This is a genomic window from Lentzea waywayandensis, assembly GCF_900115955.1.
GTDB lineage: Bacteria > Actinomycetota > Actinomycetes > Mycobacteriales > Pseudonocardiaceae > Lentzea > Lentzea waywayandensis.
The window spans coordinates 72,683-95,375 of the sequence record NZ_FOYL01000003.1 but is presented as its reverse complement, the minus strand read 5'-3'; the positions used below and the strand labels follow the sequence as shown (position 1 = coordinate 95,375).

Genomic DNA, 22,693 nt, shown 5'->3' with positions numbered 1-22,693 from the left:
GAAGGACTCTAACGGGTGGTGTAGTTCGGGGCCTCGACGGTCATCGTGATGTCGTGCGGGTGGCTTTCCTTCAGGCCCGCCGCCGTGATGCGCACGAGCTGCTGGTTCTGCAGCTCGGCGATCGTGTGGGAACCCGTGTAGCCCATCGCCGCGCGCAGACCGCCGTTGAGCTGGTGCACGACCTGCGACAACGGGCCGCGGAACGGCGTGCGGCCCTCGATGCCCTCGGGAACGAGCTTGTCCTCGTTGAGCACGTCGTCCTGGAAGTAGCGGTCCTTCGAGAACGACTTGTTCTCGCCACGGGACTGCATCGCGGCCAGCGAGCCCATGCCGCGGTAAGTCTTGAACTGCTTGCCGTTGACGAGGATCAGGTCGCCGGGCGCCTCCTGGGTGCCCGCGAGCAGCGATCCGAGCATCACGGCGGACGCGCCGGCCGCGATGGCCTTGGCGATGTCGCCGGAGTACTGGATGCCGCCGTCACCGATCACCGGCACGCCGGCCGGGGTGCAGGCGAGCGACGCCTCGTAGATCGCGGAGATCTGCGGCACACCGACACCGGCCACGACGCGCGTGGTGCAGATCGAGCCGGGACCGACACCGACCTTCACGCCGTCCGCGCCCGCGTCCACCAGAGCCTGGGCACCGGCCCGCGTCGCGACGTTGCCGCCGACGACGTCGGCCGAGTCGCCGAGCTCCTTCTTGATGCGCGCGACCATCTCCAGCACGCCGCGCGAGTGCCCGTGCGCCGTGTCGACCATCAGCACGTCGACGCCGGCCTCGGCGAGCGTCATCGCGCGGACGAACGAGTCCTCGCCCACACCGACGGCGGCGGCGCACAGCAGGCGACCGTCCGGGTCCTTGGTGGCCATCGGGTACTGCTCGGTCTTGACGAAGTCCTTGACCGTGATCAGGCCCTGGAGCTTGCCGTCGCCGTCGACGATCGGCAGCTTCTCGACCTTGTGCCGGCGCAGCAGCCCGAGCGCGGCCTCGGCCGACACCCCGACCTGCGCGGTGACCAGCGGGCCCTTGGTCATGACCTCGACCACGCGCTTGGTGTGGTCGAGCTCGAAGCGCATGTCGCGGTTCGTGATGATGCCCACGAGCTTGTTGTTCGAGTCCGTGACCGGCACGCCGGAGATGCGGTAGCGCGCACACAGCGCGTCGACCTCGGCCAGCGTGTCGTCGGGCGAACAGGTGACCGGGTCGGTGACCATGCCGGCCTCGGACCGCTTCACGGTCTCGGCCTGCCGGGCCTGGTCCTCGATGCTCAGGTTGCGGTGCAGCACGCCGATGCCGCCCTGACGTGCCATCGAGATCGCCATCCGGCCCTCGGTGACCGTGTCCATCGCGGCGCTGGCCAGCGGGATCCTGAGGGTGATGTTGCGCGAGATCCTGGTGCTCGTGTCGACGCCACTCGGAACGACGTCGGACTCGGCAGGCAGCAGGAGCACGTCGTCGAAGGTCAGTCCCAGCATGGCGAACTTCTGCGGGACTCCATCAGCGTTGAGCTCGCTGGTCATAGCGGGTGACATGCCTTCCGTCGTGCGGTCTGCGCTCTGCCTGCCCTTTTGGGGTCCTGCGTGTCCAGTTTCCGCAGGCGGAGGCGGTGCGACCCATGGTATCTGGACGACCGAGGGGGTACGGCGGGTACCGTGCGGGGTCGTGCCGCACGACGCGTTGCCACCAGACCCCTTCGCGGGTGACCCAGAAGACCCCGCACTCTCTCTGGGCGAACCGCACCACGACCATCCCCCGATGGACGACGACGAGCGAACAGAGCTGGTCAGCGACCTGAGCGACCTCGCCGTCTACCAAGCGCTGCTCGAACACAGAGGCGTGCGCGGCATCGTCGTGGACTGCGGCGAGTGCGAGGAACCGCACTATCACGACTGGGCACTGTTGCGAGCCTCACTCGAACAACTCCTCGCCGACGGGCGCATGCGCCCGCACGAGCCCGCCTTCGACCCGAACCCCGGCGCCTACGTCAGCTGGGAGTACTGCCGGGGATACGCGGACGGCGTCACGGCCACCGAGTCGGCCCGCTGACCGCGAGACCGGTCACATTCCACCTGACGTGTGAACGCCTGAGCATGTGAACGGCCCCTGACCTCGAAGGATCAGGGGCCGTTCACAGTGCGTCTCAGTTGGAGCCGGTCGTCTCGCCGACGGTCTGACCGGTGGTGCCGGTGGACCCGGGATCCACTCCGGTACCGGGGTCCGGCGGCGGAGGCGGCGGCGGGTTCTCCCCGCCGTTCGACGTCGGCGGCGCCGGAGTCTCCGACGAGGACGGCGTGGACGGCTGGGTGGTGGACGGCTCGGTCGACGGGGTGGAGGACGGCGTCGTCGGATCCGACGACTTGGTCGGCTTCGGCGGCTTCGGAGTCGTCGAGGTCGGCGGCGTGGTCGAGGTGTTGGTGTCGAGCTCCTTCTCGAGCTCCTTGTGCTTCTCCTCGAGCTGCGCCTTGCCGTCGTCCGTGGAGACCGAGCCGAGGCTGGCCTCGATCTTGTCCAGCTTCTCCCTGGCCTCGTTGACCTTGCCCTCACGCAGGGCGAGGCGGGCCGACTCGAGGTCGGTGTTGATGATGGCCGCGGCCTCGATCGACTTCGCGTGCTCGGAGTACAGCACTCGCGTGAGGCCCCAGAGCGCGTCGCCGGGCTGGGCGTCGCGGGCGACGAGGCTCACGCCGGTGAAGGCGATGGCCAGGACCGCCGCGGCACTCGCCAGCGGGATCAGGAAACGGTGCTTGCTCACCGGCTGCGGACGCGCGGCCTGGATCGTGGCGATGGCGGTGTCGGTGTCGACGAGCTCGCCGAACGGCTCAGTCTCCACCTCGTTGCGCCATGCGAGCAGCAACGCGTTCAGCTCGTCGTCGACCAGATTGCCGGCCGCGCCCGGTGTCGCCGACCCCAGCGCGTCCAGCAGCCTGTCATCGGCCTGTACAGCCGAAAGATCATCTGCGACGGGTTCGTGCGGGGCTCTATCGTCCTGTCCGCGCACTACCTCGTCGTCCTTCCCGTGTTCGTCGGCCACTCAGACCACCTCCTCCGCTGCCAGCGACTTGCGCAGTCGAGCCAGCGCACGGTGTTGCGCCACCCGAACCGCACCCGGAGTCGAACCAACCGCCTCGGCAGTTTCCTCGGCGGACAGCCCGACCACCACCCTCAACAGCAGGATCTCCCGCTGCTTCTCCGGCAGGACGCGCAGTAGTACGGCCATCCGGTCGGAGAGTTCGCCCTGCATCGCCCGCTGCTCCGGACCAGCTTCGGTCTCCGGCGCGTCAGGGACTTCAGGAACGGGCTCGGAGCGGTTCCTGGCGGCAGACCGATGCGCGTCGGCAACCTTGTGCGCCGCGATCCCGTACACGAACGCGAGGAAGGGCCGACCTTGGTCGCGGTAGCTGGGCAATGCCGTGAGCACCGCGAGACACACCTCCTGGGCCACATCGTCCGCCGAAGCGAAGCTTCGCTCCTGCCTTCCAACTCTGGCGCGGCAGTACCGCACCACAAGAGGACGAATGGAGGCCAGCAGGCGTTCGATCGCCTGGCGGTCGCCGTCGACGGCCGCGCCCACTTCGGCGTCCAGTCCGTCCCCCAAGTTGGTCATCGCAGACAACAGCCCTGGTGTTACTTGTTGGCGTACCGACATGAAGCAGCACGAGTCACTCACAGCGACTCGTTGCAGCGCCTTCACCGTACCGGTCTTCAAGCCATCTGTTCATAGGTGGGGTATGGACACCCCGTGTGAACAGCAGACACGCCCGAACGGCTGACAGCCCGGCGACATTGTCACCGGGCTGGGCTAATTGCGCGACCGGAAAGATCACCGCTCGTACGAGTGAGCCCTCTCACGCCACCGGCCCCGCTTCCCCACATGCGGCATATGAGGACGCGGGGCCGGTGCGGCGAGAGCGACTACTGAACGAGGCCTCGCCGGAAGCCGTGCGCGACCGCCTGAGCGCGGTCACGGACACCGAGCTTGCGGAAGAGACGACGGGCGTGCGTCTTCACCGTGTCCTCCGACAGGTAGAGCTCGCGGCCGATCTGGCCGTTGCTCTTGCCCTGACTCATGCCACGCAGCACCTGAAGCTCACGCTCCGTGAGCTGCACGCCGGGGTCGGAGGGCTGACGAGGCGCCGGCACCGAGGTGCTGGCGAGCGTGTGCGCGAGGGCCGCCACAAGCTCGGGACGCGACGCGTCCCACCTCAGGTAGCCACGAGCACCGCCGGCGATCGCCGCGGCGATGCTTCCGGCGTCGTCGGGGGCTCCGAAGACGATGACGTTTGCCTGCGGATTCGCGGAGACGAGCCGACGGGTAGCTTCAACCCCGGTCGGGACAGCGCGCTGAGTTCCCACCAGCACGACGTCGACCGGCTGCCTTGAAAAGCGAGCCAACAACTCGTCACCGTGCGCTACGCAGTCGATGCGGCTAACCCCGGGGACAGCCGACATCACGCGGGTGAGACCCTCCCGCACACTGCGCCGGTCGTCGCAAATAAGGACCGTGGTCACGGGGACTCCTTTCCTGCAGCCGAGTGACGTTCCATCTCCCCTATCGGACGCTGGCGACCCAACCTTGACACGATCCGGTGCTTAATCCGTCAAGAAGTTCGTCTGAGGGTCTGCGTTCGGGGGTTCCCCGGAACGGAGCAGCCCGGTCGGCACCCACGGGGAATCAAGGGCGACCTGTCGGCTGACGGCATCAGCTCTGCGTAACACGCAGCTCAGGGCCTCCGTCGCCCGGTCGATGGCGACTGCGCCCACCGTGGGGGCATGGCCCACCAGGACAAGAGCGCTCGGCCAGATCAACGGATGAAGTCCCTTCGCGGCGCTGTGATTTAGCTCACACTCGACCAGTTCAACCCCGCGGTTCAGGCCGTCGGGTGTCCCCCACACGACCAACGAGGTGCCCAGAACGAGTGCCGACTTGAGCTCGTGCCGGAGCGCCTTTCTGCTCGTCGCTACGCCGTACGCCGCCTCGGCAGGAGCCACGGCGGCCTCCGCGCGACCGGACGCCAGCTCAATCTCTGCGGTTACCCAGCCCCGGCGGACCTCACTCCTCCACGAGTGCGTCTCAACTCGTGCGAGCAACCTGCGGGCCTCTCCCAGGCGTTGAGCACCCAGCGAATCGGCCGCGAGACCGAGCATCGCGTCCGTCCGGGCACCCGCGGCATCGATCCCGTCCGGGTCGCCACGGCCTGCGGGCTGCACGCGCGCGAGCGCCTCGCCGTCGAGGGCACGGGCCAGGTGGTGGGCACCTAGCTGACGGTGGTGCGACGCGCGAGTCGAGAGGGAGAGGGACGCGATCACCGGGTCGGGGTCGTGACGGAGCGCATCCAACGCGGTGGCCGCCGCCGCGTAGTGCCCCTGGCCGCCCAGAACGACGGCGGCGAGCCACCGGGCCCGGGAGGTGGGGGACGCCAGTGCGGACCAGACGTCGCGGTCAGGTGAGTCGCCGAACGCGGCTCGGCGCAGCTCCTCTTCGGTCACGGCTGGGAGTCTGCCGTGATGGGAGGGCCGTGGGGGCGGCGGGCAAGAGCGGCGAGGGTGGTGGGCGGAGCGGCGGGGGCGGTAGGTGCGGGGGCGGTAGGTGCGGGGGCGGTAGGCGGTGGAGGCGGCAGGGGGCGGCGGAGGCGGTAGGCAGGGCGGCGGCAAGCAGTGCGGCGGCAGGCGCGGAGGCGCAGGCAGGTGCGGAGGCGGCAGGCGCGGAAGCGGCAGGCAGGGCGGCGGCAGGCGGAAGCGGCAGGCGGAAGCGGCTAGCCGGGCAACGAGCAGGTTCACGCACGCTCGGCGGCGCGCGCGAGGCCTCAGGTGACGGCCGACTCCACCGCGTCCGCCGCGGCGGCGAGGTCCTCGACCCGCTCCGCCGGAGCCGTCACCACGCCCCGCCGCCACCCCGGCCCGCCCACGAACAACCTCACCTGTTGCCGGGTGCGCGGCAGAGCGGTGATCACCCCCGGATCGGCGTAGCGCGGCAACTGCGCCCACAGCACCACCGCGGAGGGCGCGGTGCGGCGTACGGCGGCGGCCAACGCGTCCATGGGCAACGCCGCCCCGAGCTGCCGGACGACGACGCCTCGGTGTGCCAGTTCCGCGGCCAACGGGTAGAGGGGCAGGTTGTGTCTCTCCTCCGGCATGCACGCCAGCAGCACGGGCCGATGGTTGCGCCCGGCAGTGACGAGCGGTGTCGCGCGCACGAACGCGGCGAGCACGCACTCGTTCAACAGGTGCTCGACCTCGACGCCGGCCCCGGAGAGCTGCCACCGCGCGGCGACGGCCGTCAGCACCGGCCGCACGACCTCGTTCCAGGTCGTGATCACGCCGTCGGACGCCAGCGAGTCGGCGAGCATTTCCTGGACGGCGATGGAGTCCATCGCGACCGCCGCCCGGCCGAGTCCGCGCGCCAATCGAGACGCACCGGGCAATTTCAGTCCACGTCCACCCGATGGTGCTACGGGAACCACTCCGTGTGTCATCGACGATTTCGAGTCGAGCGCGAAACGGGCGGCTTCCGCGGACGACGCGCCACGCAGAAGAGCGCGTTGCATCAATTCGAGCCGGGCCACATCGGGAGGCCCGTATTTCCGGTGCCGCCCCACGGTGTGGCCGGTCGGACCCAGTCCGTAGCGGCGGTCCCAGGTGCGCAGGGTGGCGGGTGCCACGCCGAGTCGCCTGGCCACCGCGGCCACTGAGAGAAGGGGCTCACTCGTGTGACTCCCGGCAGAGGTGTGCTCCGGCGGTGTCATCACGAGAGCCATGTTCCGTTCACCTCATCCGGGCGGCAACTCCGGGCGGTGAGTGATCGAACACGCGTGCCGTCACCCATCAGTTGATAAGGGTCTTCAGCCTCTTGAACAAGTTTTGACGCGGTTCTACGGTGGATCATCGTTAAGCCGAATGGAGCAGTCGTCACGGAGGCGGTCTCGATGGCGGACACCCGAAGGCTCCCCGGTCCCAACGCAGACCTGTGGGACTGGCAGATGCGCGGTTCGTGCCGGGGCATGGACAGCGCGTTCTTCTTCCACCCCGACGGTGAACGGGGCCCGGCGAGATCTCGCCGGGAAGCTCGCGCCAAGGCCGTCTGCCTCGCCTGCCCGGTGTTGGAGATGTGTCGCAGGCACGCGCTCGCGGTGCAGGAACCGTATGGAATCTGGGGCGGGCTCTCGGAATCGGAGCGCGACCACATCATCAAGGCACGAAAGCGACAATTGGCAATTGTGTAGACGATAAAACCGGGGCGGTGCCAAACGAAATGGCACCGCCCCGGTTTTATTTGAGTTCGAAGAACTCGGTGGATCAGTGGCCGTGCCCGTGCCCGTGGCCGTGGCCACCGGCGGCAGGAGCCTCGTCCGCCTTCTTCTCGACGATGGCGCTCTCGGTCGTGAGCACCATGCGCGCGATGGAGGCGGCGTTCGCCACGGCGGAACGCGTGACCTTGACCGGGTCGATGATGCCCTGCTCGAGCAGGTCACCGAACTCCAGCTTGGCGGCGTTGATGCCGAAGCCCCACTCGCCCTCGCGGACCTTGTTCACCACGACGGCGCCTTCGAGGCCGGCGTTCGCGGCGATCCAGAACAGCGGCGCGGACAGGGCCTTCGCGACGAGCGCGACACCCGTGGCCTCGTCACCCGAGAGGCCGAGGCCACCGTCGAGCACCTTGGCGCCGTGCACGAGAGCGGAGCCACCGCCGGGGACGATGCCCTCCTCGACCGCGGCCTTGGTAGCGGCGACCGCGTCCTCGATGCGGTGCTTGCGCTCCTTGAGCTCGGTCTCGGTGGCGGCGCCGACCTTGATCACGGCGATGCCGCCGGAGAGCTTCGCGAGGCGCTCCTGGAGCTTCTCGCGGTCCCAGTCGGAGTCCGTGGCCTCGATCTCGCGGCGCAGCTGCTCCGCGCGGCCGGCGATGTCGACCTTGGTGCCGCCGCCGTCCACGATCGTGGTGTCGTCCTTGGTCACGACGACGCGGCGGGCGGAGCCCAGCTGGTCGAGCGTGGTCTCGGACAGCTTGAGGCCGATCTCCGAGGAGATCACCTCGCCGCCGGTGACGACCGCGAGGTCGTCCAGGAACGCCTTGCGGCGGTCACCGAAGAACGGCGCCTTCACGGCGACGACCTTCAGGGTCTTGCGGACGGCGTTGACCACCAGCGTGGACAGGGCCTCGCCCTCGACGTCCTCGGCGACGATCAGGAGCGGCTTGCCGGACTCCGCGACCTTCTCGAGGATCGGGAGGACGTCGGCCAGCGCCGAGATCTTCTCGCGGTGCAGCAGGATGCGGACGTCTTCGTAGACGGCCTCCTGCGCCTCGAGGTCGGTCGAGAAGTGCGTCGACACGTAGCCCTTGTCGAACTGCACACCCTCGGTGATGACCAGCTCGGTCGCGAGCGTGGACGACTCCTCGACGGTGATGACACCGTCCTCGCCGACGCGCTCGATGGCCTCGCCGAGCAGGGCGCCGATGGACTCGTCACGCGAGGAGACGGTGCCGACCTGCGCGATGTTCTCGCGGCCCTTGACCGGGGTGGCCTTGGCCTTGAGCGCGTCCACGACGGCGTCGGAGGCGGCCTGGATACCACGGCCGAGCGCGGTCGGGTTCGCACCCGCGGCGATGTTGCGCAGGCCTTCCTTGACCAGCGCCTGTGCCAGCACGGTGGCGGTGGTGGTGCCGTCACCCGCGACGTCGTTGGTCTTGGTGGCGACCGACTTCGCGAGCTGCGCGCCCAGGTTCTCGAACGGGTCGTCCAGCTCGATCTCGCGAGCGATGGTCACACCGTCGTTGGTGACCGTGGGGCCACCGAACTTCTTGTCGAGCACGACGTGCCGCCCACGCGGGCCAAGGGTGACCTTGACCGTGTCGGCGAGCTTGTTGACGCCGCGCTCAAGCGCCCGACGAGCGTCCTCGTCGAAGCTGATCTGCTTGGGCATTGACTGAAGCCTCTCTGAGTAGCGAAACGCCCCGGACACCCCGGATGGGGCGCCGGGGCGTCAGGCATGACAGCCGAGCGTCCTAGTTGACGACGGCCAGCACGTCGCGGGCGGAGAGGATCAAGTACTCCTCGCCGTTGTACTTGACCTCGGTGCCGCCGTACTTCGAGTAGATGACGACGTCGCCGACAGCGACGTCCAGCGGGACGCGGTTGCCCTTGTCGTCGATGCGGCCGGGGCCCACCGCGAGGACCTTGCCCTCCTGGGGCTTCTCCTTCGCGGTGTCCGGGATCACGAGGCCGGAGGCGGTCGTCGTCTCAGCCTCGGAGGCCTGGACGACGATCTTGTCCTCAAGCGGCTTGATGTTCACGCTCACCGGGATGACCTCCACGGGTCGTTGGCAGGTTCGTTTGTTTAACGGCTCCTGCCACCCCGCCGTCGCGGGGGTCGGGGCGGTACTGGTGCCGTGCAATTGGCACTCTACCCACGAGAGTGCCAAGCCTTCAACGAGACCCCCGAACCGATCACCATCCGGGAGCCGTATTCAGGGCATGTCCACGTTGACGCGCCGAACGCTGCTGCTCGCAGGCGTGGCAGGAGTCACAGCGTTCTCGGTCGCCGCTTCGGCCCGGCCGGGCGACCCTTTCACACTCGGTGTGGCCTCGGGCGACCCGGCACCCGACGGAGTGGTCCTGTGGACGCGGCTGGCGGTCGAACCGCTCGCCGAGGACGGCCTGGGAGGCATGCCGGCGCGCCCGATCGAGGTGGATTGGCAGGTCGCCGACGACGAACGATTCACCCGAATTGTTCAGCGCGGCTCCACCACGGCTCGACCTGAGGAGGCCCACAGCGTCCACGTGGAGCTCGTCGGACTGGAGCCCGGCCGCGAGTACTTCTACCGCTTCAGGGCCCTCAGCCATCTCTCGCGGACAGGCCGTACGCGCACGACACCTCCTCCTGGCTCGTTGCAGGTACCGCTGACGATGGCCTTCGCGTCGTGCGCGCAGTACGAGCACGGCTACTTCACCGCCTACCGAAGACTCGCGGAGGACGAGCCCGACCTCGTGCTGCACCTCGGCGACTACACCTACGAGTACGAGAGCGGCATCCACGTCGCTCCGAGCGGCAACGTCCGGCAGGTCGAGGGCCCGACCACCGTGACGCTCGCCGGCTACCGGCGTCGGCAGGCGCAGTACAAGACCGACCCCGACCTCCAGGAAGCGCACGCCGTGGCGCCGTGGGCGGTGATCTGGGACGACCACGAGATCGACAACAACTGGGCGGGACTGCTGCCGGACAAGCCGCAGCCGAACTTCCCCGCGCGGCGGGCCGCGGCCATCCAGGCCTACTACGAGAACATGCCTTTGCGCAGGTCATCAAGGCTGTATCGGCGGATCGGCTGGGGCGCGCTCGCGACGTTCCACATGCTCGACACCCGCCAGTACCGGACCGACCAGGCCTGCGGGGACGGGCTCCAGCTCTGTCCCGAACGGCTGGAGCCGGAACGCACGATGCTCGGCGCCGCGCAGGAGGAGTGGCTGTTCAACGGCTTCCGCGGCTCGCGGGCGCGCTGGGACGTGCTCGGGCAGCAGGTGTTCTTCTCGCAGTACGACTACATCCCCGGCGAGGTCGACAAGTTCCTGCTGGACGCGTGGGACGGCTACGCCGCCGACCGGGACCGCGTCGTGGCTGGGCTTGCCGACGTGCGGAACCCGGTCGTGCTGACCGGGGACGTGCACGCGGCGTGGGGCGCGGAGGTGAAACAGCGGTGGGACGACCCGTCGTCGAAGACGTTGGCGACCGAACTGGTCACCACCTCGATCACGGCCGGTGGCGACGGGTCGGAGGAGTACGACGAGACGCCGCTGTGGCTGCGCGAGAACCCGCACGTGAAGTACTTCAACAACCGGCGCGGTTACACGTTGACGCGGTTCACGCCCGATGAGCTGCGCACGGACTTCCGCGGGCTGGACTACGTGACGAGGCCGGGTTCGCCCGTCCACACCAAGGCCTCGTTCGCCGTGGAAGACCGCGTCCCAGGGCTTCACAGGCTTTAGGGAAGCGTTCACCTGGTATCCACCCTGGTGCGTGAGGGTCTGACCATGACTCGAGTGACCCGGCGCGCACTCCTCATCGGGGGACTTGCGCTCACCACCGTCGGCGCGGGGTCGGACCGGCTGGCCGACCCGTTCACCTTGGGAGTCGCCTCCGGCGACCCGACCTTCGACAGCGTGGTCCTGTGGACCCGCCTGGCACCCACCCCTCTCGCGGAGGACGGGGCGGGCGGCATGCCGTCCCGCGCCGTCGAGGTGAAGTGGGAGATCGCACTGGACGAGCGGTTCCGGCGCGTCATCCGTCGCGGCAAGACCTACGCACGGCCTGAGGAAGGCCACAGCGTGCACGTGGACGTGCGTGGGCTTCTGCCTGGCCGCGAGTACTTCTACCGCTTCGCCGCCGAGGGCCATCTCTCTCGTACGGGCCGCACGCGCACGGCGTTGGCACCATGGGCGTTGGGCAGCGGGCTCACGATGGCGTTCGCCTCCTGCTCGCAGTTCGAGCACGGCTACTTCACCGCGTACCGGCGCCTGGCCGAGGACCAGCCCGACCTGGTGCTGCACCTCGGCGACTACCAGTACGAGTACACGAAGGGCGCGTACGTGGCGCCGGGCGGCAACCCGCGCGACCACGAGGGCCCGGAGACCGAGACGCTGGCCAACTACCGGCAGCGGCACGCGCAGTACAAGACCGACCTCGACCTCCAGGAAGCGCACGCCGTGGCGCCGTGGGCGGTCGTGTGGGACGACCACGAGATCGACAACAACTGGGCGGACGAGGTCTACGAGAAGCCGCAGATCCCGCAACCGAACTTCCTGGCGCGGCGGGCGGCGGCGTTCCAGGCCTACTACGAGAACATGCCGATCCGGTCCAAGCCTTCCGGGATCGACCTGCAGCTCTACCGGCGGTTGCAGTGGGGCGGGCTCGCGAACTTCCACCTGCTCGACACCCGGCAGTACCGCGACGACCAGGCGTGTGGTGACGGCTTGAAGGCTTGTCCGGAACGGTTGGAGCCGACGCGCACGATCACCGGTGCCGCGCAGGAGAAGTGGCTGCTGGACGGGCTGAAGCGCTCGCACGCGCGTTGGGACGTGCTGGGGCAGCAGGTGTTCTTCTCACAGCTCGACTTCACGCCCGGCGTCGGCGAGACCAACAACATGGACGCGTGGGACGGCTACGCCGCGAACCGCGACCGTGTGGCCGCAGGGTTCTGCCACACGCGCAACACCGTCGTGCTGACCGGTGACGTGCACGCGGCGTGGGCGGCCGACGTCAAGGAACGTTGGAACGACCCGACTTCGCGCACGGTCGCGACGGAGCTGGTGTCGACGTCGATCACGTCCGGCGGTGACGGTTCGGAAACCCGGCCGGAGACGCCGGCGATCCTGGCCGAGAACCCGCACGTGAAGTACTTCAACAACCGGCGCGGGTACGTGCGGACGAAGTTCACCGCGCGTGAGGTGCGGGCGGACTTCCGCGGGCTCGACTACGTGCGCACGCCCGGAGCTCCGGTGACCACGAAGGCGTCGTTCGTGATCGAGGACCGGAGTCCCGGACTCCACAAGGCCTAGCGGAGTCCGGGACTCCGGTCCTCCACGAGCTTCAGAACGTCTAGAGAATCTGGACCGTGCTGACCGGAAGGCCCGGCGTGGTCGAGATGTCCATCGGGGACGGCTTGGCGCCCGCCGCGACGAGGTGGGCGCCGAGCGCCGCGATCATCGCGCCATTGTCGGTGCACAGCCGTGGGCGCGGCACGCGCAGTTCGATGCCCGCCTCGGCGCAGCGTTCGGCGGCGAGCCCGCTCAGCCGCGAGTTCGCCGCGACGCCGCCGGAGATCACCAGCGTGCCGACGTCCAGGTCCTTCGCGGCGCGGATCGCCTTGGCGGTCAGCACGTCCGCGACGGCCTCCTGGAACGACGCGGCGACGTCGGCCAGCGGGATCTCCTCGCCGGCCCGCTCGGCGCGTTCGACCCAGCGGGCGACCGAGGTCTTCAGGCCGGAGAACGAGAAGTCGTACTTCGCGTCGCGCGGGCCGGTGAGGCCGCGCGGGAACGCGATCGCGCAACCGTTGCCCTGCTTGGCGAGCTTGTCGATGGGCGGGCCGCCGGGGTACGGCAGGTCGAGCAGCCGCGCGACCTTGTCGTACGCCTCGCCGGCCGCGTCGTCCACGGTGGACCCGATCTCGGTGATCGAGTTCGCCAGGCCGCCCTCGATCAGCAGCAGCTGCGAGTGGCCGCCGGAGACCAGCAGCGCGAGGCAGCGCTGCGGCAACGGGCCGTGCTGCAACGTGTCCGCGGCGACGTGGCCCGCGAGGTGGTTGACGCCGTAGAGCGGCTTGCCGAGTGCGGCCGCGTACGCCTTCGCGGCGGACACGCCAACCAGCAGCGCGCCGGCCAGACCCGGTCCGGCGGTGACGGCGATGGAGTGGATCTGGGAGAGCTCGACCTTCGCGGTGTCGAGGGCCCTGCGCATGGTCGGGACCAGCGCCTCGAGGTGGGCGCGCGAGGCGACCTCCGGCACGACGCCGCCGAAGCGGGCGTGCTCCTCCACGCTCGAGGCGACCTCGTCGGCGAGCAGTTCGAGCGAGCCGTCCGGTCCGAGGCGGACGATGCCGAAGCCCGTCTCGTCGCACGAGCTCTCGATGCCCAGAATCAAACGATCAGACACTTTGTGCGGGCCTTCCCATCGTGTACGCGTCGGCACCCGACGGCTGGTAGTAGCGGCGGCGCAGGCCGAGTTGGTCGAAGCCGTGTGCCTTGTACAGGGCGATCGCCGGCTCGTTGTCCGTGCGGACTTCCAGGTAGACCGGCACGTTGATCTCGTCGACGCGGGCCAGCAGGTCCTTCAGCAGCGTCTTGCCGACGCCCCTGCCCTGCCAGTGCCCGATCACGGCGATCGTGTGCACGCTGGCCTCGTACTGGCTGACGGCGAGCCCGGCGTACCCGATCAGCTCGTCGTCGGCGTACGCGCCGATGTAGTAGTTGCCGTTGTCGAGCTCGCTGTGGAACGCGTTCTCGCTCCACGGGTCGTCGCCGGGGAACAACGCCAGCTCGATCTCGTGGCACCTGGGCACGTCGGTGTGCCGCAGAGGCGCGAACGTGACGGTGCCGGTGGTCATGCCCTGGTCACCCGCTTGCGCCCGGTGGGCTCGACGGCGTCGGGACGGCGCAGGTAGAGCGGGGTGAGCGCGGCCGGGCGGGCCTTGGCGAGCACCTCGGCGGCCGCGGCGGCGACCAGTCCCTCCGGACTCGGGTGCTTCGCTTGGAGCAGCTCCAAGCCGAGGACGTCGGCGTAGATCTCGGCACCCTCACCGGTCGCCTGGCGCACGCCCAGGGCCGGCAGCTTCTCGGCGAGGTCCTGCGGGCGCTCGACGTGCGGGCCGTCCGTGCGGCGACCGGCGGCGTCGTAGGCGGCCCAGTAGACCTCCTTGCGCCGCGCGTCCGTCGCGACGAGCAGCGGGTGGCCGCTTGCAGCGTCCTTGGCGATGGCGTCCGGGGTCGCGACCGGGTAGACCGGGCGATTGAGCGCCTGGCCGAGCGCGGCGGCGGTGGCGAGACCGACCCGCAGACCGGTGAAGGGCCCAGGGCCCGCGCCGACGACGATGGCGTCGAGATCGGCGAACGTCCTGCCGGCCTCCGCGAGCGCGTCGGTGATGTGCGGGGTGAGCAGCTCGCCGTGCGCCTTGGCGTTGAGCGTCACCCGCTTCGCGAGCAGGCGCGGCGGGGAGTCGGGCGCGAGTTCGACCACACCGGCGGTGACTGCGGGGGTGGCCGTGTCGACGGCGAGCACTAGCACGATTGTCCAGAGTAGTACGTGTGGCAGACCACACTTCCGATGCGTCCTCAAGGGATGGGTACGACCCTGGATCCATGTTCGCTGAACCGAGTGACCGCGAGGCCCTGCGCTTCGGTGAGAAGTCCCTGACCTATGCCGAGCTGCACCAGGCCGCGGGCACTCTGGCGGAACGCCTCAAAGGCAACATCCGTGTCGCCGTCTGGGCGACTTCCACGCTGGAAACGTGCGTCTCGGTCGTGGCGGGACTCAAAGCGGGCGTGGCGATCGTGCCGCTCAACCCCAAGCTCGGCGAACGCGAGCTGGAGCACATCCTCGGCGACAGCAAGCCGGATCTGATCCTGCGCGACGAACCGATCGTGTTCGGCGAACCGGGCACGTTCGACGAGCCGGGTCCGGAGACTCCCGCGCTGGTCATCTACACCTCGGGCACGACCGGGCCACCCAAGGGCGTGGTGCTGCCCCGCCGGTCGCTGACCTCGAACATCGACGCGCTCGCCCAGGCCTGGCAGTGGACGAGCGGCGACGTGCTGGTGCACGGGCTGCCGCTGTTCCACGTGCACGGACTTGGCATCGGCGTCCTCGGCCCGCTGCGGATCGGCGGTGCGGTGCGGCACGTGAAGTTCTCGCCGGAGGCCATCGGCCACGAGCTGGCGACCGGCGCCACGATGATGTTCGGCGTCCCGACGATGTACCACCGGATCGCGGAGGCCGTCGAGAACGACGCCGCCTTGGCCGATCAGTTCCGCACGGCCCGCCTGCTGGTCTCCGGGAGTGCCGCGCTGCCCGCGAGCGACCACGAGCGGATCGCGAAGGCCACCGGACAGGGGATCGTCGAGCGGTACGGGATGAGCGAGACGCTGATGAACGTCAGCGTGCGGTTCGACGGTGATCGCCGGCCGGGCGCGGTCGGGCTGCCGGTGGACGGCGTCGACGTCCAGGTGGTGGACGAGCAGGGCCACGACGTGGGCGACGGCGCGATCGGCGAGATCGAGGTGCGCGGGCCGAACCTGTTCCTGGAGTACCTGAACCGTCCGGACGCGACGGAGGCGGCGTTCCGGGACGGGTGGTTCAGGACCGGCGACATGGCGGTACGCGATCCCGACGGGTACATCCGCATCGTCGGGCGGCAGGCCACGGACCTGATCAAGAGCGGTGGCTACAAGATCGGCGCGGGCGAGATCGAGAACGTGCTGCTCGAGCATCCGTCGGTGGCCGAGGTGGCGGTGACGGGCGAGCCGGACGACGACCTGGGCGAGCGGATCGTGGCGTGGGTGGTTCCAGCGGGCGAAGCGCCGGAACCATCAGCCCTGCGCGACCATGTCGCGAAGTTGTTGTCGCCGCACAAGAGGCCGCGTGTGGTGCGCTATCTGCAGGCCTTGCCGCGCAACGAGATGGGCAAGGTCCTCAAACGAGAGTTGTCCTGAAAGGACGGTCGCAGGGGATGGCCGGCGGGCTCGTCCGGCCATCCCCCGTGACGCTCCGGACTAGCGGCCGGACGTGTTGCCGTTGCAGGCGACGTAGGACGGCGAGTGGTCGACCGTGAAGATCTCGAGCGGGCCGTTCCACTGCCACGGCGCGACGCAGGCGTTGTTCAGCACGCTGATGCCGTGACCACCGGCGGCGTGGTTGTCGTTGCACGCGGCGTAGCCGGGGGCGTGGCCCTCGTGCAGCAGCGAGAACGGGCCGTTCCACTGCCACGGCGCGGCGCAGAGGTTGTCGGCAACGCTGATGCCGCCGGAGCGGTCGTGCTCGCCGGCGGAAGCGGGAGCAGCGGCGGCCAGCAGGGCGCCACCGATGACTGCGGTTGCGAAGAGCGTCTTCTTGATCATGCGGGGTTCATCGGCCCGTCACGCTCTGTCCTTAATGGACGTCACCCCATGCGTCAGAAAACGTCACACAGGCAGGGGACGTGAGCTCCACTCGCCGTGCGGGATCAGCTGAGCTGTGCGAACGTCGTCGATTCCGCGTTCGAGCCGGATCAGCAGATGATCTTCGTTCAGGCGTTCCGCGACGCCCTCGCCCCACTCGACGGCGACCACGGCGTCGACCAGGTCGGTGTCCAGATCGAGATCGTCCAGCTCGTCCAGGTGACCCCCGAGCCGGTACGCGTCGACGTGCACCAGCCGCACGCCACGCCCGTCCTCGGCGGGCTCGTGGACGCGGGCGACGACGAACGTCGGCGAGGACACCCGGCCCTGCACGCCGAGGCCGCGCGCGAGGCCGCGCACCAGCGCCGTCTTCCCCGCTCCCAACGGCCCGGCGAGCAGCAGCAGGTCGCCCGCCCGCACCACTTCACCCAGCTTGCGGCCGAACTCCTCGGTGTCCTCCACCAGGGGCAGTTCGACGGTCTTCACGCTCGGCGCCACCACTTCTTCCGACTCTCTCCGCGATCGGTCGCGCAGCGTTCGACGAGCGCGACCAGGTGGTCGTTGACCAGATCAGCCTGCTCCATCATCACCATGTGCCCGGCACCGGGGGCCCGGACCAGGGTGGCGTGCGGCATCTCCTCGGCCATCCGCTCGGCGTGCGAGAACGGCGTCAGCTTGTCCGCGTCACCGCTCAGGATCAGCACCTCGCAGTGCCGCAACCCGGCGAGCGCCTTGTAGCGGTCGTGCGTGCCGAGGGTCTCCAGGAACTCGGTGAGCACCTTCACCGTGGTCCCGTTGATCATCTTCTCCATCAGGTCCACAAGGGACGGTGCGACCTTGCGGTCACCGAACGCCAGCGCGCGGATGCCGCTCCACGTCAGCGTCTTCGTGCCCTTGCGGACCCACTCGACGAGTCCGGGCTGAATGCCCGCGAGCCGGCCGACGCCCAGCGTCACCGGGTTGTACCGCGACAGCACGGACTTCGGCAGTCCCGCACCGCCCACGGCTCCGGCGGCCGTGCCGATCAACGCGACGCCGCGCACCCGTTCCTCGAAGAGCTCCGGATGCTTCTCGGCCAGCGCCATGATCGTCATGCCGCCCATCGAATGACCGACGAGCACCAGCGGGCCCTCCGGCACGACCGAGCGGATCACCGAGTCGAGGTCGAGCGCGAGCTGGTCGATCGTGCTGTTCTCGGCGGAGGACTTCCCGGAACGGCCGTGGCCGCGCTGGTCGTAGAGCACCTGGTGGACGCGCGGGTCGAGCAGCTCGGCGAGGTCGCGGCGCTGGAAGTGGAAGCACCGGCGGTCCAGCGCGAACCCGTGCACCAGCACGACCGTGATGTCCGGCTCGCCGCCGTCCGCCGGGTCGACCTCCTCGACGGAGATCGGCACACCGTCCTCGGCGGCCACCGTCGACTCGCGATCGGGCCTCAGTTCACCGAGCGGCTCGTCAGCGAGGCTGTCGGACGCGGTCTTGCGCTCGTGCGAGACCTTCGCGGTCTGCGCCACGGCGGCACCGGCGACGACGGCACCGACCGCGCCACCGACCCACCCGACGACCTTCCACACCGGCTTCACGTGTAGATCCTCCGCACCCGAGGCCGGTACATCCCGCAGACGATCTCGTAGTTGATCGTCCCGGTCAGCTCCGCCCACTCCGTCGCCGTCGGCTCCCCCCGGCTCCCGTCGCCGAACAGGACGACCTCGGCACCCTCCGCGATCTCGTCGTTCCCGCAGTCCACGACGATCTGGTCCATGCAGACACGGCCGACCACCGGGCGGCGTCTCCCGTCCAGGAGCACCTCCATCCGGCCGGAGAGCGCCCTCGGGACACCGTCCGCATACCCCGCCGGCACCAGTGCCAGCGTCGTGTCCGTCCGCGCTGTCCATGTCATCCCGTAGGAGACGGACTCACCTGCGGGGATACGTTTCGTGAGCGCCACGTGCGACCGGTAGCTCATGACCGGCCTCAGGTCGTGCTCGGTCGGCACCGGGTTCAGCCCGTACATCGCGATGCCGGGCCTGACGATGTCGAAGTGCAGATCGGGCCTGGTCAGCAACGCCGCCGAGTTCGCGATGTGCCGTTTCGGGGTCAGGCCGAAGCTCTTGGCGACCTCGTAGGCGTCGTCGAACCTCTTGGCCTGCAGGTCGATGGACGGGTCGCCGATCTCGTCCGCGGACGCGAGATGCGACCAGACGGCCACCACCTCGTGCCTGCTCGCGGCCTCGACCAGCTCCGGCCAGTCGTGCGGCTGGCAGCCGTTGCGGCTCAGGCCGGTGTCGATCTTGAGATGGATCCGCGGCCGGGCGTCGGCCTCCTCGGCGGCGGCCTCGACCCTGCGCAGGTCCGACATCGACGCCACGGACATGTCGACGTCGGCCGCGAGACCGGCGGCGAGATCCTCGTCCGGCGCGTCGAGCCAGGCCAGGATCGGTGCCTGGATGCCCGCGGTCCGCAGGGCGAGAGCTTCCTGCGTCGAACAGGAACCGAGCCAGGTCGCGCCGGCTTCCAGGGCTGCGCGGGCGACCTCCACCGCGCCGTGGCCGTAGCCGTCCGCCTTGACGACGGCCATCGTCTCCGCGCCGGGAGCGAGGCCGGCGAGCAACGCGACGTTGTGCCGCAGCGCACCGAGGTCGACTACCACTTCTGAACGGGCCATAACCTGTTCATCGTGCCATGACTTCGCAGCTCACAAGTGTGAGCGAGCGCTCATGCCCGGCGAAGTGCCCTGATGGCGCTGGGAATGGCCGCCATCAGGCCCGAGGCGGGCACCGGAGCGCCGTCCGCGCCCAGTTCGGCTGCCCGCACGTGCAGGTAGGCCCCGTAGCCCGCGGCCAGGAACGGATCCACCCCGCCCGCGAGCAGCGCGCCGATGATGCCCGACAACACGTCGCCCGATCCGGCCGTCGCGGGCCAGGACGACGTCGCCGAGTTGACCAGCGCCCGTCCGTCCGGCGCCGCCACGACCGTTCGATGGCCCTTGAGCAGCACCACGGCGTTGAACCGCTGAGCGGCCTTGCGGGCCGCCGCGACACGATCCGGGCCCACCGGACCGGCCAGGCGTTCGAACTCGCGGTCGTGCGGTGTCAGCACCAGGGCGGCGTCCGGATCGCGGGCGTCCCAGAGCGACGGGGTCGAGGCGAGCAGCGTGATGGCGTCCGCGTCGGCGATCACCGGCACCCCGGCGTCCAGGACGAATCTCAGGACGTCGGCGGACGAGCTGCCCGTGCCCATGCCGGGGCCGACGACCCAGGCCTGGACGCGACCGGCGTCGGTGATCGAGCCGGTGCAGATCGTCTCGGGCCAGCGGGCGCGGATGGCGTCGGCGGCCGGACCGGCGTAGCGGACCATTCCGGACGTCGCGAGCACGGCGGCGCCGGTGGAAAGCACCGCGGCGCCGGGATAGGTCGTGCTTCCGGCCGCCACTCCCGTGACGCCCTGGGTGTACTTGTCGTCGGACGGGCCCGGCACCGGCCAGGCGATGTCCCCGCGGTCCAGCAGCACGAAGTCGGGATCTGACGGCCTGAGGCCGATGTCGACCAGGTGCACCTCGCCGCAGTCGGCCAGCGCGTGCACCGGCTTCAGGCAGCCGAACGTGACCGTGGTGTGCGCGCGGACGTGCGGTCCGGAGATCTCGCCGGTGTCCGGGTCGATGCCGGACGGCAGGTCCACCGCCAGGATCGGCGCCGTGACCGTCTCGACCAGCGCTGCCGCCTCGGGACGCAGCGGACCGCGTGCGGAGAGGCCGACGATGCCGTCGATCACCAGGTCCGGAGTGCCGACCTCGGAGACGATCCGCCCGCCCACGCGCCGAAACGCTGCCAGGCCTTCGACGTGCGCTTTGGCCGGGTTGAGCAGCACCGCGGACACGGCGATCCCCCTGCGGCGCAGGAAGTAGCCGGCCCACAGGGCGTCGCCGCCGTTGTTGCCCGCACCCACGAGCAACGTGACGCGACGACGTCCGGAAAGAAGCCTGAGGGCGTGGGTGGCCACACCGAACGCGGCCTTGCGCATCAGCGAGCCCGGCGGGACGACCGCCATGAGCTCCTCTTCAGCGGACTTGACGCGTTCGGTGTGCCAGACGCCTCTCACTCACTCGACGGTAACGGACTTCGCCAGGTTGCGAGGCTTGTCCACGTCGTAGCCGCGGGCGGACGCGATCTCGGCCGCGAGGATCTGCAGCGGCACCGTCGAGATGAGCGGCTGAAGCAGCGTCGGGACGGCCGGGATCTCGATCAGGTGGTCGGCGAACGGGCGCACGGTCTCGTCGCCCTCCTCGGCGATCACGATCGTGCGGGCGCCACGGGCCTGGATCTCGCTGATGTTCGACACCAGCTTCGAGTGCAGGACGGCGCGACCCTTCGGCGACGGCATGACCACGACGACCGGGAGGCCCTCCTCGATCAACGCGATCGGGCCGTGCTTGAGCTCGCCCGCCGCGAAGCCCTCGGCGTGCATGTAGGCGAGCTCCTTGAGCTTGAGCGCGCCCTCCAGGGCCACCGGGTAGCCGACGTGACGGCCGAGGAACAGCACCGCCTTCGAGTCGGCGAGCTCCCGGCCGAGCGCACGAACCTGGTCGGCCGTCCCGAGGACGCGCCGCACGGCCTCGGGCATGGCCTCCAGCTCGTGGAACTCGCGGGCGACCTCGTCCGGGTACTTGGTGCCACGAGCCTGCGCCAGGGCCAGGCCCACCAGGTAGTTCGCGGCGATCTGGGCGAGGAACGCCTTCGTCGAAGCGACACCGATCTCCGGACCGGCGTGCGTGTAGAGGACGGCGTCGGACTCACGCGGGATCTGCGCGCCGTTCGTGTTGCAGACGGCCAGAACACGGGCCTTCTGCTCACGGGCGTGACGCACGGCCTCCAGCGTGTCCGCGGTCTCGCCGGACTGCGACACGGCGACGACGAGCGTGTCGCGGTCGAGCACCGGGTCGCGGTAGCGGAACTCGGAGGCCAGCTCGACCTCGACGGGCAGGCGGGTCCAGTGCTCGATCGCGTACTTCGCGACGAGACCGGAGTGGTAGGCCGAACCGCAGGCGATGACGAAGACCTTGTCGACGTCGCGCAGGTCCTGGTCGGACAGACGCTGCTCGTCGAGGACGATCCGGCCGTTCGCGAAGTGGCCGCGCAGCGTGTTCGCCAGCGCCTCCGGCTGCTCCTCGATCTCCTTGAGCATGAAGTACTCGTGGCCGCCCTTCTCGGCGGCGCTGAGGTCCCAGTTGACCGTGAACGGCTTGGCCTCGGCGGGCTCGCCGGCGAAGTCGGTGACCTCGTAGCCGGAGCGGGTCAGCACGACCATCTGGTCCTGGCCCAGCTCGACGGCTTCCTTGGTGTGCGCGATGAACGCGGCGACGTCGCTCGCGACGAAGTACTCGTTCTCGCCGACGCCGACGACCAGCGGGGAGTTGCGGCGCGCGGCGACGACCGTGTCGGGCTCGTCGGCGTGCGTGAAGACGAGCGTGAACGCGCCCTCCAGGCGGTTCACGATCTTGCGCACGCTGGCAGGCAGGTCGCCCTTGGTGTCGCCCTCGGCGTAGGCGAACGCCACGAGGTGCGCGACCGTCTCGGTGTCGGTGTCGGACGCCATCTCGACGCCGAGACCTTCGAGCTCACCGCGCAGCGCGAGGAAGTTCTCGATGATGCCGTTGTGCACCACGGCGACGCGGTTCGTCGCGTCGCGGTGCGGGTGCGAGTTCTTGTCGATCGGCGCGCCGTGCGTCGCCCACCGGGTGTGGCCCATGCCGACGGTGCCCACGAAGTTGTCGCGGCCCACCTCGTCGAGCCTCGTCTCCAGGTTCTGCAGCCGCCCGGCCTTGCGTTCGACGGCGAGGTCGTCGCCTGTCACGACCGCGACGCCCGCCGAGTCGTAGCCCCGGTACTCGAGGCGCCTCAGCCCGTCCAGCACCACGTCGAGTGCCGACTGGTGACCCACGTATCCCACGATTCCGCACACGGAAAACAGACTAGCTAGACCACGCCGCTAACCCTAATGAGTGAGGGCACCCCGTTTGCGCAGGTCAAGCGCCCATGTGGTGTAGACCAATCTCAGGTGTG

General features: G+C 69.6%; 22 protein-coding genes. 5 read left to right on the top strand and 17 right to left on the bottom strand.

Annotated features, from left to right (window positions below):
* Nucleotides 1-8: 8 nt before the first annotated feature.
* Nucleotides 9-1,520, bottom strand: coding sequence for an IMP dehydrogenase (gene guaB, locus BM417_RS11060; protein ID WP_093591317.1), 1,512 nt, complete (start codon nt 1,518-1,520; stop codon nt 9-11).
* Between the two features lie 142 nt (nt 1,521-1,662).
* On the opposite strand from guaB, the gene BM417_RS11055 reads away from it, so the two are divergent.
* Nucleotides 1,663-2,046, top strand: a complete 384-nt coding sequence (locus tag BM417_RS11055; protein WP_245821845.1) for a DUF5319 domain-containing protein — start codon at nt 1,663-1,665, stop codon at nt 2,044-2,046.
* Between the two features lie 94 nt (nt 2,047-2,140).
* Here the strand turns inward: BM417_RS11055 and BM417_RS11050 are convergent, their stop codons facing one another.
* From BM417_RS11050 to BM417_RS50275, 5 genes are all read right to left on the bottom strand, one after another.
* Nucleotides 2,141-3,031, bottom strand: a complete 891-nt coding sequence (locus tag BM417_RS11050) for an anti-sigma-D factor RsdA (protein WP_093591314.1) — start codon at nt 3,029-3,031, stop codon at nt 2,141-2,143.
* On the bottom strand, nt 3,032-3,604 hold the full coding sequence (locus tag BM417_RS11045; protein ID WP_030471987.1) for a sigma-70 family RNA polymerase sigma factor: 573 nt from the start codon (nt 3,602-3,604) through the stop codon (nt 3,032-3,034).
* Nucleotides 3,605-3,912: 308 nt separating this feature from the next.
* Complete coding sequence (locus BM417_RS11040) at nt 3,913-4,509, bottom strand: response regulator transcription factor (RefSeq protein ID WP_030471988.1); 597 nt, start codon at nt 4,507-4,509, stop codon at nt 3,913-3,915.
* Nucleotides 4,510-4,590: 81 nt separating this feature from the next.
* On the bottom strand, nt 4,591-5,487 hold the full coding sequence (locus BM417_RS11035) for a hypothetical protein (protein WP_093591311.1): 897 nt from the start codon (nt 5,485-5,487) through the stop codon (nt 4,591-4,593).
* A 317-nt stretch (nt 5,488-5,804) separates the two neighbouring features.
* Nucleotides 5,805-6,743, bottom strand: a complete 939-nt coding sequence (locus BM417_RS50275; protein ID WP_177320446.1) for a MerR family transcriptional regulator — start codon at nt 6,741-6,743, stop codon at nt 5,805-5,807.
* A 180-nt stretch (nt 6,744-6,923) separates the two neighbouring features.
* Between BM417_RS50275 and BM417_RS11020 the strand changes: the two genes are divergently transcribed.
* Complete coding sequence (locus tag BM417_RS11020; protein WP_086663892.1) at nt 6,924-7,220, top strand: WhiB family transcriptional regulator; 297 nt, start codon at nt 6,924-6,926, stop codon at nt 7,218-7,220.
* A 73-nt stretch (nt 7,221-7,293) separates the two neighbouring features.
* Here BM417_RS11020 and groL read toward each other — a convergent pair whose 3' ends face one another.
* Together groL and groES are read right to left on the bottom strand one after the other, a co-directional pair.
* Nucleotides 7,294-8,919: a chaperonin GroEL gene (groL, locus tag BM417_RS11015; protein WP_093591305.1), complete on the bottom strand. Its 1,626-nt coding sequence runs from the start codon at nt 8,917-8,919 to the stop codon at nt 7,294-7,296.
* Nucleotides 8,920-9,001: 82 nt separating this feature from the next.
* Complete coding sequence (gene groES / locus BM417_RS11010) at nt 9,002-9,295, bottom strand: co-chaperone GroES (protein WP_030478362.1); 294 nt, start codon at nt 9,293-9,295, stop codon at nt 9,002-9,004.
* Nucleotides 9,296-9,470: 175 nt separating this feature from the next.
* On the opposite strand from groES, the gene BM417_RS11005 reads away from it, so the two are divergent.
* Together BM417_RS11005 and BM417_RS11000 are read left to right on the top strand one after the other, a co-directional pair.
* Nucleotides 9,471-10,976, top strand: a complete 1,506-nt coding sequence (locus BM417_RS11005) for an alkaline phosphatase D family protein (protein WP_093591302.1) — start codon at nt 9,471-9,473, stop codon at nt 10,974-10,976.
* Nucleotides 10,977-11,021: 45 nt separating this feature from the next.
* Nucleotides 11,022-12,545: an alkaline phosphatase D family protein gene (locus tag BM417_RS11000; protein ID WP_093591299.1), complete on the top strand. Its 1,524-nt coding sequence runs from the start codon at nt 11,022-11,024 to the stop codon at nt 12,543-12,545.
* Nucleotides 12,546-12,585: 40 nt separating this feature from the next.
* Here the strand turns inward: BM417_RS11000 and tsaD are convergent, their stop codons facing one another.
* From tsaD to tsaB, 3 genes are read right to left on the bottom strand one after another with little or no spacing between them, the layout of a single operon-like run.
* Nucleotides 12,586-13,641 carry a tRNA (adenosine(37)-N6)-threonylcarbamoyltransferase complex transferase subunit TsaD gene (tsaD, locus tag BM417_RS10995; protein WP_093591296.1) on the bottom strand — a complete coding sequence of 352 codons (1,056 nt, stop codon included), beginning with the start codon at nt 13,639-13,641 and terminating at the stop codon, nt 12,586-12,588.
* On the bottom strand, nt 13,634-14,092 hold the full coding sequence (gene rimI, locus BM417_RS10990) for a ribosomal protein S18-alanine N-acetyltransferase (protein ID WP_093591293.1): 459 nt from the start codon (nt 14,090-14,092) through the stop codon (nt 13,634-13,636). The genes tsaD and rimI overlap by 8 nt, the downstream gene beginning before the upstream one ends.
* Entirely contained in the window at nt 14,089-14,769 is a 681-nt protein-coding gene (tsaB, locus tag BM417_RS10985) for a tRNA (adenosine(37)-N6)-threonylcarbamoyltransferase complex dimerization subunit type 1 TsaB (RefSeq protein WP_093591290.1), read from the bottom strand. The genes rimI and tsaB overlap by 4 nt, the downstream gene beginning before the upstream one ends.
* Before the next feature lie 74 nt (nt 14,770-14,843).
* On the opposite strand from tsaB, the gene BM417_RS10980 reads away from it, so the two are divergent.
* On the top strand, nt 14,844-16,193 hold the full coding sequence (locus tag BM417_RS10980; protein ID WP_093591287.1) for an acyl-CoA synthetase: 1,350 nt from the start codon (nt 14,844-14,846) through the stop codon (nt 16,191-16,193).
* 60 nt (nt 16,194-16,253) lie between these two features.
* On the opposite strand, the gene BM417_RS10975 is transcribed toward BM417_RS10980, so the two are convergent.
* The 6 genes from BM417_RS10975 to glmS all read right to left on the bottom strand — a co-directional run bounded on the left by BM417_RS10975 (nt 16,254) and on the right by glmS (nt 22,592).
* On the bottom strand, nt 16,254-16,598 hold the full coding sequence (locus tag BM417_RS10975) for a hypothetical protein (protein ID WP_093591284.1): 345 nt from the start codon (nt 16,596-16,598) through the stop codon (nt 16,254-16,256).
* Between the two features lie 63 nt (nt 16,599-16,661).
* Nucleotides 16,662-17,123, bottom strand: a complete 462-nt coding sequence (gene tsaE / locus BM417_RS10970; RefSeq protein WP_245821844.1) for a tRNA (adenosine(37)-N6)-threonylcarbamoyltransferase complex ATPase subunit type 1 TsaE — start codon at nt 17,121-17,123, stop codon at nt 16,662-16,664.
* Nucleotides 17,120-18,217, bottom strand: a complete 1,098-nt coding sequence (locus tag BM417_RS10965) for an alpha/beta fold hydrolase (RefSeq protein ID WP_177320379.1) — start codon at nt 18,215-18,217, stop codon at nt 17,120-17,122. Before BM417_RS10965 ends, tsaE begins: the two co-directional genes overlap by 4 nt.
* Complete coding sequence (gene alr, locus BM417_RS10960) at nt 18,214-19,299, bottom strand: alanine racemase (RefSeq protein WP_093591275.1); 1,086 nt, start codon at nt 19,297-19,299, stop codon at nt 18,214-18,216. Before alr ends, BM417_RS10965 begins: the two co-directional genes overlap by 4 nt.
* A 50-nt stretch (nt 19,300-19,349) precedes the next feature.
* Complete coding sequence (locus tag BM417_RS10955; RefSeq protein WP_093591272.1) at nt 19,350-20,732, bottom strand: NAD(P)H-hydrate dehydratase; 1,383 nt, start codon at nt 20,730-20,732, stop codon at nt 19,350-19,352.
* Nucleotides 20,733-22,592: a glutamine--fructose-6-phosphate transaminase (isomerizing) gene (gene glmS / locus BM417_RS10950; RefSeq protein ID WP_093591269.1), complete on the bottom strand. Its 1,860-nt coding sequence runs from the start codon at nt 22,590-22,592 to the stop codon at nt 20,733-20,735.
* Nucleotides 22,593-22,693 lie beyond the last annotated feature (101 nt).